The organism is Planosporangium flavigriseum (assembly GCF_011947225.1).
GTDB classification, from domain to species: Bacteria; Actinomycetota; Actinomycetes; order Mycobacteriales; family Micromonosporaceae; genus Planosporangium; species Planosporangium flavigriseum.
The window spans coordinates 162,316-175,359 of the sequence record NZ_JAATVW010000003.1; the positions used below are offsets into that span (position 1 = coordinate 162,316).

The 13,044-nt window shown below is 71.0% G+C and carries 12 protein-coding genes; 4 read left to right on the plus strand and 8 right to left on the minus strand.

What is annotated here, in order from left to right:
- Positions 1-44 precede the first annotated feature (44 nt).
- Both HC028_RS05830 and HC028_RS05835 read left to right on the plus strand, forming a co-directional pair.
- The gene (locus tag HC028_RS05830) at positions 45-830 is read left to right on the plus strand and encodes an SAM hydrolase/SAM-dependent halogenase family protein (RefSeq protein ID WP_168073703.1); all 786 of its coding nucleotides are present in this window, start codon (positions 45-47) and stop codon (positions 828-830) included.
- Between the two features lie 83 nt (positions 831-913).
- Entirely contained in the window at positions 914-3,085 is a 2,172-nt protein-coding gene (locus tag HC028_RS05835; protein WP_239075365.1) for an amylo-alpha-1,6-glucosidase, read from the plus strand.
- Between the two features lie 28 nt (positions 3,086-3,113).
- Here the strand turns inward: HC028_RS05835 and HC028_RS05840 are convergent, their stop codons facing one another.
- From HC028_RS05840 to cbiM, 3 genes are read right to left on the minus strand one after another with little or no spacing between them, the layout of a single operon-like run.
- Positions 3,114-3,884, minus strand: coding sequence for an energy-coupling factor ABC transporter ATP-binding protein (locus HC028_RS05840; RefSeq protein ID WP_168073704.1), 771 nt, complete (start codon positions 3,882-3,884; stop codon positions 3,114-3,116).
- Between the two features lie 4 nt (positions 3,885-3,888).
- Positions 3,889-4,824, minus strand: a complete 936-nt coding sequence (gene cbiQ, locus HC028_RS05845) for a cobalt ECF transporter T component CbiQ (protein WP_168073705.1) — start codon at positions 4,822-4,824, stop codon at positions 3,889-3,891.
- Positions 4,821-5,894 (minus strand): cobalt transporter CbiM, encoded by a 1,074-nt coding sequence (cbiM, locus tag HC028_RS05850; protein WP_168073706.1) that lies wholly within the window; start codon positions 5,892-5,894, stop codon positions 4,821-4,823. The genes cbiQ and cbiM overlap by 4 nt, the downstream gene beginning before the upstream one ends.
- A 211-nt stretch (positions 5,895-6,105) precedes the next feature.
- Between cbiM and HC028_RS05855 the strand changes: the two genes are divergently transcribed.
- Entirely contained in the window at positions 6,106-7,302 is a 1,197-nt protein-coding gene (locus HC028_RS05855) for an acyltransferase family protein (protein ID WP_203981193.1), read from the plus strand.
- Here HC028_RS05855 and HC028_RS05860 read toward each other — a convergent pair.
- The gene (locus HC028_RS05860) at positions 7,265-7,732 is read right to left on the minus strand and encodes a GNAT family N-acetyltransferase (protein ID WP_168073707.1); all 468 of its coding nucleotides are present in this window, start codon (positions 7,730-7,732) and stop codon (positions 7,265-7,267) included. The genes HC028_RS05855 and HC028_RS05860 overlap by 38 nt on opposite strands.
- Before the next feature lie 25 nt (positions 7,733-7,757).
- Between HC028_RS05860 and HC028_RS05865 the strand changes: the two genes are divergently transcribed.
- Entirely contained in the window at positions 7,758-8,588 is an 831-nt protein-coding gene (locus HC028_RS05865; RefSeq protein ID WP_168074205.1) for an Fpg/Nei family DNA glycosylase, read from the plus strand.
- Here HC028_RS05865 and pspM read toward each other — a convergent pair.
- The 4 genes from pspM to HC028_RS05885 all read right to left on the minus strand — a co-directional run bounded on the left by pspM (position 8,585) and on the right by HC028_RS05885 (position 13,036).
- Positions 8,585-9,352: a phage shock envelope stress response protein PspM gene (gene pspM, locus HC028_RS05870; protein WP_168073708.1), complete on the minus strand. Its 768-nt coding sequence runs from the start codon at positions 9,350-9,352 to the stop codon at positions 8,585-8,587. The genes HC028_RS05865 and pspM overlap by 4 nt on opposite strands.
- A gap of 25 nt (positions 9,353-9,377) precedes the next feature.
- Positions 9,378-10,232, minus strand: a complete 855-nt coding sequence (locus HC028_RS05875) for a PspA/IM30 family protein (RefSeq protein ID WP_168073709.1) — start codon at positions 10,230-10,232, stop codon at positions 9,378-9,380.
- Positions 10,233-10,405: 173 nt separating this feature from the next.
- A complete protein-coding gene (locus tag HC028_RS05880) occupies positions 10,406-11,200 on the minus strand; it encodes a hypothetical protein (protein WP_168073711.1) in 795 nt (264 codons plus the stop codon).
- Between the two features lie 18 nt (positions 11,201-11,218).
- Positions 11,219-13,036, minus strand: a complete 1,818-nt coding sequence (locus HC028_RS05885) for a substrate-binding and VWA domain-containing protein (protein ID WP_203981194.1) — start codon at positions 13,034-13,036, stop codon at positions 11,219-11,221.
- Positions 13,037-13,044 lie beyond the last annotated feature (8 nt).

Below are 13,044 nucleotides of genomic sequence, written 5' to 3' on the forward strand. Positions count from 1 at the left end.
GCTTACCTGCCGGATCGTCGGGCCGAGCCGATAGTCTCAGCTCCATGGCCGGGTACGACTGGATCAGCTTCACCACCGACTACGGCCTGTCGGACGGTTTCGTGGCGGCCTGCCATGGCGTGATCGCGCGGATCACCCCGGCGGTGCGGGTGATCGACGTGACGCACCAGGTGCCGCCGGCGGACGTGTCCCGGGGCGCCGCCGTGCTGGCGCAGACCGTGCCCTACCTTCCAGCGGCGGTCCACGTCGCCGTGGTCGACCCCGGCGTGGGCACGGCGCGCCGCGGTCTGGCCATCGAGGCGGCGCAGGGCCTGCTCGTCGGCCCGGACAACGGGCTGCTGCCGCCCGCCGCTGACGCGCTGGGTGGCATCCGGCGCGCGGTCGCCCTCGACAACGCCGAGTGGTTCGCCGACCCCGTCTCCCCCACGTTCCACGGCCGGGACATCTTCGCCCCGGTCGCCGCCCGACTGGCGGCCGGCGGTGACCTGGCCGACGCCGGCACCGACATCGACCCCGCGACCCTCGTACGGCTGCCGGAGCCGATCGTCATGGTCGGCGACGGCTGGCTGGAGGCCGAGGTGTCGACGGTTGACCGGTTCGGCAACGTGCAACTCGCGGCGCCCGGTGAGACCCTCGACCGCCTCGGTGAGCTGCTGCGCATCAGCGGCGTCAGCGCCCGCCGGGTGGTGACGTTCGGCGAGGCGACGCCCGGCGCGCTGGTCGTCTACGTCGACTCCGCCGACCGGGTCGCGATCGCCATCAACGGCGGCCGGGCCGTCGTGGCGCTCGGGGTGGCCCCGGGCGACCTCGTGCACATCACCACGGCCTAGACCACCCGACCTGGGTGAAGACGCCTCCCGAAACCGTCTGACACGGTACGACACACGGGTGACCGCACCCGGAGGGAAGCGCCATGACTGCCCAAGACATCCGCACTCGCCGTCCGACTCCTGCCGACCCGATGCCCGGCGAGGGCCCCGATCTCAGCTACCTGGACGAAGAACTACGGCAGATCCCGCCAGAACTCGGCCAGGACGCGCTCGCCGTCCTGGAGGGCCGCAGCTTCATGTACTCCGACTCGGTCGGTGACGTGCCCCCGGGCACGATCGGCGGCCTGGTCAGCGCCGACACCCGGCTGCTCGACAAGTGGGTGCTCACCGTCAACGACGCCCGACTGCTCCCCCTCCGCGCCGGAATCGTCGAGCACTTCCACGCGGCGTTCTTCCTGACCAACCCGGAGATGCCCGGCCTCGACGCCAACACCATCGGAGTACGCCGGCAGCGGGTCATGGGCGGTGGCATGCGGGAGCGGATCGAGATGCGCAACTTCGCCGACCGCCCGGTACGGCTCGAGGTGCGGATGGCCGCCGCGAGCGACTTCGCCGACCTCTTCGAGATCAAGGAGGTCGTCCGCAACCGGTCCCAGCAGATCGCCCACGAGCACGCGCCGGACGGCTCGCGGGTCTCCCTGGTGTACCGCAACAACGGCTTCGAGGCCCGTACGGACGTGTTCGCCACACCACCCGCCAACCGGATCGAAGGCGACGACCTGATCTGGGACGTGGAGCTGCCGGAGGGCGGCGAGTGGGACTGCGACCTGCACATCCCCTTCGCCGGCGAGTTCGACGCCGGGGAGATCGCGCCGACGCGGCACGACTTCAGTACGTTCATCAGCCGGACCGGCGACCCGGTCAACGACTGGCGCGCGAACGTGGCCCGCCTCGAAAGCGACTGCCGCACGCTCGAACTGATCTACGACACGACCAAGAACGACCTGGCCGCGCTGCGTATCCCGACCCGCGCCGGCGACGAGAGGGCGATCCTGCCGGCCGCCGGGCTGCCCTGGTTCCTGACGCTCTTCGGCCGCGACACGATCATCACCGCGTACCAGACCCTCACGATCGGCCACTCCCTGGCCCGCGGCGCGCTGGTCGAACTGGCGGCGTTCCAGGGCGACGAGTGCAACGACTTCCGGGACGAGGAGCCCGGCAAGATCCTGCACGAGGTACGCACCGGCGAACTGACTCAGCTGGGCCTGCGCCCGCACAACCCGTACTACGGCACCGCCGACGCGACGCCGCTGTGGCTGATCCTGCTGTCGGAGTACTGGCGGTGGACCGCCGACAACGCGCTGGTCCGGTCGATGCGCGACAACGTGCAGGCCGCCCTGGACTGGATCGACCTGCACGGCGACCGGGACGGCGACGGCTACGTGGAGTACCAGACCCGCTCGCCGCAGGGGCTGGGCAACCAGTGCTGGCGCGACTCGTGGGACGGGGTGCTGTACTCCGACGGCAAGATTCCGCCACTGCCCATCGCCACCTGCGAGATCCAGGGGTACGTCTACGACGCGAAGATGCGCGTCGCGGAGCTCGCCGACGGCCCGCTCGGCAACCCGGCGCATGCCAAGACCCTGCGTGACGAGGCCGAGCAGCTGCGCGTGCGCTTCAACGAGGACTTCTGGATCGACGCGCGGGGCGGCTACTACGCGCTGGGCCTCGACGGCGACAAGCGCCCCATCGACTCCATGACGTCCGACATGGGTCACCTGCTGTGGTCGGGCATCGTGCCTGAAGACCGCGCCGGCACCGTCGTCGGGCAGCTCATGTCCGACCAGCTCTTCTCCGGCTGGGGCATCCGTACGCTGGCCACGACCGACAAGGCGTACTCCCCGATCGGCTACCACCGCGGCACGGTCTGGCCGCACGACACCTCACTGGTCGTCATGGGCATGCTGCGGTACGGGTTCCGCGACGAGGCCAACCGCGTCGCGATGGCCCAGATCGACGCGGCGTCCTACTCCAACCACCGGCTGCCGGAGGCGTTCTCCGGATACGACCGCCGCTACGGAAGCTTCCCCATCCCGTACCCGACGGCCTGCAGCCCACAGGCGTGGGCGACCGGCGCGCCGCTGATCTACCTGCGCACGATGCTCGGCCTGGAGCCCGTCGCGCGCGAGGTGACCGTGGACCCCTGCGTGCCCGAGGAGATCGGACGGGTCGCGATCAAGGGGCTGAAGGCGTTCGGCACCCGCTGGGACATCGAGGCGATCGGGCGCAAGGGATACGTGCGGTTGGCGCGCTGAGACTCGGTGCGGCTGGCTCGTGAGCGCTCTAGAACGTAACCCGGCTGCGTTCGTGGATGAGGTTGGCCCGCAGCAGCAGGTCCCGGTCGGCGAGGATCTCGCCCGGCGCGCCCGCGTGGGCGATGGTGTGGTTCTCGGCGAAGACCAGGCAGCGGTCGGCGATCGCGTCCAGCGCGTCGAGGTCGTGCGTGGCCAGGACGATCGTCTTGCCGGCGGCACCCAGCTGTCCGATCAGCTCGATCAGCCACGCCTGGGTACGCGGGTCGAGCGCCGCCGTCGGCTCGTCGAACAGCAGCACCTGCGGGTTCATCACCAGCACCGAGGCGATCGCGACCCGCTTCTTCTGCCCGCCCGAGAGCTGGAACGGCGCCCGGTCGGCAAGGTCGCTGATGTCGAGCATCGCGAGCACGTCGTCGACGCGGGCGGCCGTCTCCATGACCGACATGCCGAGCTGGAGGCAGCCGAAGGCGACCTCTTCGCGTACGGTCGGCGAGAAGACCTGGGTGTCGGAGTTCTGGAAGACGAAGCCGACGCGGGAGCGGAAGCCGGCCGAGAACTGCTCGTCTTCGAGGTTGTCCTCGGTGACCTCCTGGCCGAAGGCGGTGAACGTGCCGCTGTCCGGGAAGATCAGTCCGTCCAGGAGCTTGAGCAGGGTGGACTTGCCGCAGCCGTTCGGGCCGAGCAGAGCCACCTTCTCGCCCCGGCGGATGTCCAGGGAGACGCCGTCGAGCGCCGGGAACCGGCCGAGGTAGCTGTAGCGCAGGTCGCGGCAGGCGAAGACCACTTCGCCGGCGGTCATGTCGCTACCGTCCAAGGAGCAGATCCCCTCCGTAGATCGCCACCGCGGCGGCGAGCACGACCGCCGCGGCGAGGGCGTCGGCCGGCGCGAGCCGGAACGTGTGCAGGGTCCGGGCGTTGCCCCGGTACCCCCGGGCCACCATCGCCATGTGGACCTCCTCGGAGAGGTGCCCGGCCCGGCCGAACAGCGCACCGGCCGACGCGGTGACGAAGCGGCGGGCGGCGCGGTCGTGCCGGCCGCCGCTCACCGTCCGGGCCTTGCGGGCCTCGTACATCTCGGTCACCGTACCGAGCAGCAGGAACACGTACCGGTAGGCCATGCCGATGATCAAAATGAAGATCCGCGGTACGCCCAGCGCGCGCAGCGCCGCGAGCAGCCTGGTCCAGGGCGTGGTCAGGGTCAGCAGGACGACGAGCGACACGGATGTGGCCACCCGGCTGACGACGAGCGCGGCGGTAGTGAGCCCCTGCGCCGTGAACCCCTGCGGCGCGCCGTGCCAGTGCCAGAGGGGCAGCACGACCTCCCCCGGCGTCACGATCGACAGCGTCGCCGGCAGCACGACGATCCCGGTGAAGACGGGGACGAACAGCCAGACCCGCTTGACGAAGAACCCGATCGACAGCTTCGACGCGGCGGCGAGGACCAGGGTGCAGGCGTACGCGCCGACCAGCACGCTGACGTGGTGGACCAGGCCGACGGCGACCAGCAGGACCACCAGGGAGACCGCCTTGAGCCGGGGGTCGAGCCGCTGGAGCAGCCCGGGCCGGCCGGCGACGTCCTCGCTGAACATGACCTGGCGCAGCAGGCCGGCGCCGCCGGACAGGGTCTTCTCCAGGAAGGAGCCCTTCCGCCGGGTCCCGCCGCAGCCACAGGGGCCCAGGCCCGCCTCGCCGCGCAGCAGCCAATCGGGCGCGCGTCGGGTCTGGACCGCGGAGCTCATGCGGTCTCCGGCTTGCCAACCTCGCGGTGGCGGGCCACCCGCTCGATCAACGTACTGATCGCGAAGATCACGGCGGCCACGACGGCGATGCCGATGATCGCGGACAGGAGGTACGCGAGGCCGGCGTGCTGGCCGTCGGAGAATCCGTAGTCCGCGAGCAGCGTGTGGCTCCAGAACCCGTTGTACTTGGCCAGCCCGGCCGGGATAGCGCTCAGGCCCAGCTCACGGAGGTTCAGGTCGTGCGGCGCGTCCTCGCCGAACGCGCCTCCCGGCGCGAGCAGGCCGAGCGGGGTGAGGAGCACCATGAGGGCGACGAAGCCCAGCGTCATCCGCGCCGGGGTGAGCCGCCGAGCGCGTGGCGCGGGCGCGTCGCCGGCGGTCGCCGGGATGTCCCGGTGGGTGGCGGCCAGCCGAGCGGGATCGGTACGGGCCAGGTAGGCGAAGACCCCGCCGGTGAGGATCGCCTCGGCGGCGCCGGCGATGGTGAGGTGGGCCAGCGCCATCGCCGGGATGGTCTGGGACAGGCCGTACGGCGAGTACAGCGGGGCGCCGGACGCGGTGTGGAACAGGTCGGGCTGGATGCCCATCTCGACCGCGGTGGCGAGCGCGGCGGCGTTGATACCGGTGTAGCCGGCGATCGCGGCCGCTGCGATCCGGCGCGTCGAGGTCAGCGGCGAGCGGCCGGCGATGAGCCGGTAGACCCCGTACCCGATGAACGGCATGAGGATCGCCAGGTTGAGCGCATTGGCGCCGAAGGCCAGGACCCCGCCGTCGCCGAAGAGCAGCGCCTGAAACAGCAGCGCCACCGAGACGGCTATGACCGCCGCCCATGGGCCCAACGCTATGGCGATGATCACCGCCCCGACGGCGTGCGCGGTGGTGCCGTCCGGGATGGGGATGTTGAACATCATGACCAGGAAGCTGAGCGCGGCGAAGACGGCGAGCGTCGGCACGTTGCGGGTCTTGACCACCCGCGTCACCCGGTTGGCCGCGACCGCCCAGGTCGGGACCGCTACGACAAACGCCGCAGCACAGGTCTGCGGGCTCAGGTACCCGTCTGGAATGTGCATGCGTGCTCCCCTCCCGGCGGCTTATCGCCGACTCTACTTTGTTGCAAAAGATATGCAATAAGGGAGTGATCCAGCTTACCGTGACTCGACGGGCCCTGCTGGGCATGACAGAAGGCAAAGCCCGTCGAGACCCGCTTTCCCAGCGGCCAACCCCGCGCCTGCCCGCGTCATCCTCGCCGGACGATCGAGACCCGGACAGACGGAGACTGATGTGACCAAGCCGGCCGGCGTCATCGAGCGGTCGACACGACTCGCCCCCCTCGATGGCCTTCGACTGGTCGCGGCCCTGACGGTGGTCTTCTACCACTACATCGGACAGGGCACGCGGGCCTGGGGCCAGCCCACCCCTCACCTCTTCCCCACCACCCACCCGGTGGTGTCGTACGGCTGGACCGGCGTGCAGCTGTTCTTCATCATCAGCGGCTTCGTCATCTGCATGAGCGCATGGGGGCGTTCGCTGGGCGACTTCGTGATCTCGCGGGTGGTGCGGCTGTACCCGGCGTACGTCGCCTGCGTGGTGATCACCACCGCCGTGATCACCGCGCTACCACTGATCGACGGCCCGCCGACGCACACGCAGTTCCTGATCAACCTGACGATGCTGCAGGAACCGCTCGGCGTCGGCCATATCGACGCGGTCTACTGGACCCTCTGGGCCGAACTCCGGTTCTACCTGCTGTTCTCACTGGTCGTTTGGCGCGGCGTCACCTACCGACGCGTCGTGACCTTCTGCGTCCTGGGAACTGTCGCCGCCGCCGCGGCCAGGAACACGGACAACGAAGCGCTGCGCATGGCGATCCAGCCGGAGAACCTGAGCTTCTTCCTCGGTGGCGTGACCGTCTACCTGATGTACCGGTTCGGCCAGAACGCAGCGCTCTGGTCCCTCCTCACCGCCTGCTACCTGCTGGGCCAGTTGCGGCTGAGCGACAAGCTGGGCGACATGACCGAGGTGACCGGCGCGCACGGGTCCGCCTGGGTCGTCAGCGTCCTGCTCCTCGCGTTCTACCTACTGGTCATGGCGATCGCGTTCGGGCGGTCGTCCGGGGCCGACTGGGGCTGGCTGACCACTGCGGGCGCCCTCACGTACCCGCTCTACCTCCTGCACGAGGTCATCGGCTGGACGTTGATCAAACGCTTCCACCGGGCGCTACCGCACGAGGTACTCCTCATCGCCGTCGTAGCGGCGATGCTGGCGCTGGCCTGGCTGGTGCACCGGTTCGTCGAACGGCCGCTGGCACCGCGCTTGAAGCGGCAACTCAAGCGCGGATTGGCAGTGCTCCACCGCGAACAGCCTCAGCCGGCGCCGGACCGGCGGATTCCCCGGCAGCGACTGGCGGTCGAGCAACAGACCGACCGGTTCGCGTACGGCGTTACAAATCCACCTCGAGATGGACGGTGCTCGGGGTGAAGCCGCTACGGGCATAGAACGCCAGCGCCCGGTCGTTGGCGGCGTACGCGGTCACCGCCGCCACCTTCGCGCCCCGGCCACGTGCCCACTCGACGAACTCGGCGACCAGTGCGGCCCCGACGCCCGCGCTGCGGTACTCCGGCCGCACGTACATGCACTCCAACTCCGCCACGCGTACCGGCCGCACGGTGCACTCCCGCTTGATCCTGCCGAGCAGGTAGCCGACGGTCGTCCCGTCGACCTCCGCCAGCCAGCACCGGGTGATCGGCCCGGTGAGCAGGCCGCCGTAGTACTCGTGCCCCGCCCGGCGCGGCCAGTCCAGATCGGTGTGCGGGTCGCGCTGCCCCGCGTCCTCGGCGAACAGCTCAGCCGCCAACGCCACGACGTCGTCGAGGTCCCGCCGGCCGGCGGTGCGGATGGTCACCCCCATGCAACTGATCGTAGAGTCGAGGGCTGTGCCCGAGGGTGACACCGTATGGAACACCGCGCAGGTGGTCGGCCGAGCCCTGACCGGGCAGCAGATCCAGCGCGGCGACTTCCGGGTGCCTCGGCTGGCCGGGGCGAACGTCAGCGGCTGGACCGTGGTCGAGTCGGCGTGCCGGGGCAAACACCTGCTGCTGCGGTTGGCGACGCCGGCTGACGAGCGGTACACCCTGCACTCGCACCTGCGCATGGACGGCGCCTGGCGGGTGTACGCCCCCGGCGAACGGTGGCGCCGCCCGGCGCACCAGGTCCGGGTGGCCCTGTACACGCCAGCCGGCGTCGCCGTCGGCTTCCACCTGCACGAACTGGCGCTCGTACCGACCGCCGACGAGCATCGGCTGGTCGGCCACCTGGGCCCCGACCTGCTCGGCCCGGACTGGGATCCCGCCGAGGCGACCCGGCGCCTCGCGTCCCGACCCGACCGTACGATCGCCGACGCGCTGCTCGACCAGCGGAACCTGGCCGGTATCGGCAATTTGTACAAGGCAGAGGTGCTTTTCCTGCGCGGCCTGTCGCCGTGGACCCCGGTAGCGGGCGTGGACGACCTGGACGGGCTCGTGGAGCTGGCGCAACGGCTGATGGCGTCGAATCTCGGCCGCTGGGACCAGGCGACCACGGGCTCGCTGCGCCCGCGCGAGAAGCAGTGGGTATTCGACCGGGCCGGAGCACCGTGCCGGCGTTGTGGCACCACGATCCGCCGCGCGAACCTCGGCGACTACGACCGGATCACGTACTGGTGCCCCCGGTGCCAGCCCGGCCCCGCGCCCGACGGTGGCACCCGCCCGACCGGTGCCCGGGACTAGCGCACCGCCCGCAGCTCGGACAGCCCGGCTGCGATCCCCCGCAGCAGGTCGCTCGCCTCCCGCAGCCGGCTGACGGCCGCGTTCTCGGCGGCCGGCCGGCCGTCCTCGGCGACGTAGCCCGCGGCGGCCGCGACCAACTGCTCGTACGCCGCGACGCCGTCTTCGAGCTGGGCCACCAGCTCGGCGTGGGCCTGCGCCAGCGCCTCGTCAGGGCTCATGCGGACCGCCCGCTCGACGCTGGCCGCCCGCTCGGCCAGGTCGCGGAGCGTACGCTCGGCCACCGCCGCCTCCAGCACCGCCGGCTGCGCCGGACCGCCCAGCCGGCCCGCCAACCCCGACAGGGCCAGGGCGGCGCGGTCGAGCCGTTGCCACGCGGAGGCCACGGCACTGCCCCGCAGCCGTACCCGGTCGCGGGTCCGCCGCAGTTCCCCGAGGGCGCCTTCCCCGCCGGGCAACGCCCGTACCAGGGTCTCCAACCCCCGCCGGGTACGTTCGGCGGCCAGCGCCGGGTCTGGTGCGGGTGGGACGGGCAGCGCCGCGAACGCGCGCGCCTCCGCCCAGCGCAGGCCGGCCAGGGCCATCGAGCCACCGGCGGCGGCCGCCCAGCACGCGTCCGGAAGCCCCAGCCCGTGGTACGGCAGGAGCACGGCGGCCGCGCCGGTGAAGAGCCCGGCCCGGACGGTCCAGCCGCGCGCGGAGCGGCGCAGGCGGTGCAGCCGCCGAAGATGCGCCGTCCGGGGATCCCCTGCCGTGCGTTTTCCCACGCCGACCTCCTTACCGCCGCAAGGCTCAGCCTGCCGAAGCGGCGTCGCCGGTCTGCTTGTCCTTGGTCATGCTGGCCCGGATCTCGTCCAGTCGGGACACGCTGGCGTCGTTGGGCGTGCCCTCCACCGCCTTCGGCTGCGGCGCCCCGGCAAGCTGCTCACCGGCCATGCTGGCGCGGATCTGGTCCAGCCGGGACGCGCCCGCCATGTCCAGGGACGCTTTCTGTACCTCGAGCATGCGCCCCTCGACCGAGTTCGAAGCGAGCTCGGCGCGGCCCGTCGCGTTGGCGTAGCGCCGCTCGATCTTCTCGCGCACCTCTTCCAGCGAGGGGGTGTTGCCGGGGGCGGCGAGCGAGCCCATCGACTCCAGCGACCGGGCCACGGACTCCTGCATCTTGGCCTGTTCAAGCTGGCTGAGCAGCCTGGTGCGCTCGGCGAGCTTCTGCTGCAGTGCCATCGCGCTGTTGTCGACCGCCTGGCGCGCCTGGGCGGCGGCGTTGAGCGCCTGGTCGTGGAGCGTCTTCAGGTCCTCCATCGACTGCTCGCCGGCGACAAGCTGGGTCGCGAAGGTCTGCGCCGTGCTCTCGTAGCGCGCCGCCTCCTGCGCGTCACCCGACGCGCGCGCCTTGTCGGCCAGCACCAGCGCCTGGCGAGCCGACCCCTGCAGCTTCTCGACCTCGGCCATCTGCCGCGACAGCTTCATCTCGAGCTGACGCTGGTTGCCGATGACGGCAGCGGCCTGCTGGACGAGTGACTGGTGCCGCCGCTGGTCGTCCTCGATCGCCTGCTGGATCTGCACCTTCGGGTCGGCATACTCGTCGATCTTGGCGCCGAACAGCGCCATCAGGTACCGCCAACCCTTAGCGAACGGATTCGCCATGTCTCATGGTTCCTCTCTGCGGCTACGTCTCGCCGTGGTGCGACGCGGCGCCGGCAACGTCAAACGAACGTGTCTCCATCGTTGCAGGCGAACGCCATAGCGTCACCCGCCGCTCCAGTGGAGCTCCATGCGAATTTTGTGAACCTTGAACGATTTTGACGCCAAATGTGAAGTCAAATCTTCCAAGATCTAGAAAAGCCTTCCCTGGACACCCGCTCCGCCTCGGCGAGCCCGGCCCGCATGCCCTCCAGATCGCTGGTCAACTCGGCCACCCGGGTTGACGTCAGCGACCCGCCACCGGTCGTGGCGTGGAGCGCGAGCAGCTCGGCCAGCCGGGTCACCAGACCCTCCAGACCGAGTACAGCCGATTGCATCCGCGCCAGCAGCGTCTCGCGCGCCTCGCCGAGCCTCCCGGCCACGTCCAGCTGGTCGACGACGGCGTGCAGCGCCCGCTCGCGCTCCTCGCGCAGCGTCCCCGCCGCCAGTCCGCGCAGGCCACGCTCGATCGAGCCGCGCTCGGTGCGCAGCCGGTCCACCGGTATGTTCGCCAGGGTCTGCTCCAGCAGCGTGACCTGTCCGGCGAACCGCCTCAGGTCAGCCAGTACCCCGGCCGCCTGGTCGTCGACGTCGCTGATCTGATCACGCAGTACCGGGTCCCGCGGCGACTCGGTCTGCTGGCGCAGCGTGCCCACGGCCCCCTCCGCCCGGCGCAGCCACCGCTCGGCGTCGCCGCCGCGCGTGGGCGCGGGCAGCCGCGGGTCGAGGTCGGCCGCGGCGGCCGGTGCGGCGGCGGCATGGTCGGTGATCGCCCCGAGCCCCACCCGTACCGCGTAGACCACCCCCGCGATGCCGAGACCGACGGGTACGCCGACCGGAAATCCGGCTAGTGCGCCCGTGACGGCTACGCCCAGCCCGCCCATCAGCCCCGCGGCGACGATCCCCCACGGCTCGGTCAGATGTTGCCTCACACCCACGCGGCCGCCCCGTCAGAAATTGCTGATCACGTTGACGAGGACGCTGTCGATGCTGACCGCGTCGCGCGCGTCGTACGCCGCCGCCCGCGACGACAGCGAGATGCGCTTGAGCGTGTCCAGGTCGGCCTTGTCACCGTACGCGATCGTGAAGACCCGTACCGAGTTCTCCAGGTTCGAGGCGTCCAGATCCCGCAGCAGGCCGTCGAGGTCCGAGTCCTTGGGGTACTCGTTCTTCCCGTCGGTCAGCAGGACGACCGCGTTGATGCGGTCGGGTGCGGCGCTGGCCAGCAACTTCTGCTGCGCGGCTCGGGTCGTCGCGTACAGCGCGGTGCCACCCTCGGCGTGCATCCCGTTGATGACGGCCTGGATCCGACCGGCGTTGGCGGACACGGTGCCGACCGGCACCTGCTCGGTGTACGGGGTGGTCGCCCCGCGCTGCTCCGTCGAGAAGGTCCAGAGCCCGACCTCGTCGTCCGGGGCAAACAGACCGACCGACCGCAGCGCCGCCTGCTTGGCCACCTCGAGCTTCGACCTGCCGTTGGACGTCAGGTCGCCCATGGAGCCCGATACGTCGAGGACCAGCAGGACGCGGGCCCGCTTGCGCTGCGCGTCCCAGGCGCCCAGGGCTTTCGCCATCACCGCGGAGGCCGGTGGGTCGAGCACCCCGAACTTCTGCGCCGGCAGGAGCCCATTGGCCTGCGACAGCACGCTGCCCGGCGTGCCGTCGAAGCTTCGGAACGCCGCGTCGGTCAGCCGCTTCTGCTGCTCGGGCGACTGCAGGTACGTCAGGAAATCCTCGGCGGCGGCCTTCTGCTCGTCGCTGGCGGTGGCGAGCACGACGTACGGGTTGTCCGAGACCAGGGTGCCTTCCTTCGGGTAGACCGCGACCAGCGGTACCCGAGGCTTTTGTCCCTTGCCGGCGAGCTTGGGGTCGCCGGTCGGGTTGCCCTGGTTGTAGTCGTAGACCGACTTCTCCTCGACCGCCACCGCGCTGATGTAGTTCATCCCCTGGCCGCGCGCGTCCGCGGCGGCGAGGTTGGTCAGGAACGTCAGCGTCGTGTCGCCGTAGTGGACGACGCCGCCCTCCACGCCCCGGACGAAGTCTCCGACCTTCGGGTCGGCCAGGTCGGTCTCGGTGAGGTCCCCCGAGCGGCCGGTCGCGGCGAAGTACGCCCCGACGGTGGCGTTGAGGCCCGAGGTGGAGAAGTGCGGGTTGGTCTTGCCGAGCCGGAAGCCGCCCCACTCGGGGTGGCCGACGGCGCCCCAGCCCTTCGGGTCGTTGGTGAGTCCGAGCACGTCCGACCAGCCCAGCTGTTTGGCGGGCCAGCCGAGCGCCTCGGCCATCGGCTTGGGCATCGCCAGGACCAGGGGCGACTGGGCGATGGACGCCGGCTTGGCGTCGCTGACGAGGGTGCCCTTGTCCGTACTGGCGGCGCGCTGGCGCAGCAAGGAGATCCACGACGAGGCGGCCGGGCTCCACACCTGGGGCACGGGACCGCCGTCCCGCGCCGCGTCCCAGCCTGCCGCGAGGGCCTCCATCGCGGCGCCCGACGCCTTGCTCACGATCCGCACGTCGGCGCACTTGCCGCCGAACGTCCGGCCGCTGGAGTTGTACCGCCCCGCCAGCTCGCCCATCAGGGCGGACTTCTCGCTGGAGGCGGCGACGGTGAGCGCGACACAGCCCGACCGGGCCGCGGTGGAACCACCGCCGTCGCCCTTACCGGAGGGCTTGAGTACCAGGTAAATCCCGATGATCGCGACCAGGCCGACCACGACCGCGATGATCAGCGGCAGGGGGTTGCGTCGCCGCGCCGAGGTGTCGAGCACCACCAGTGCCT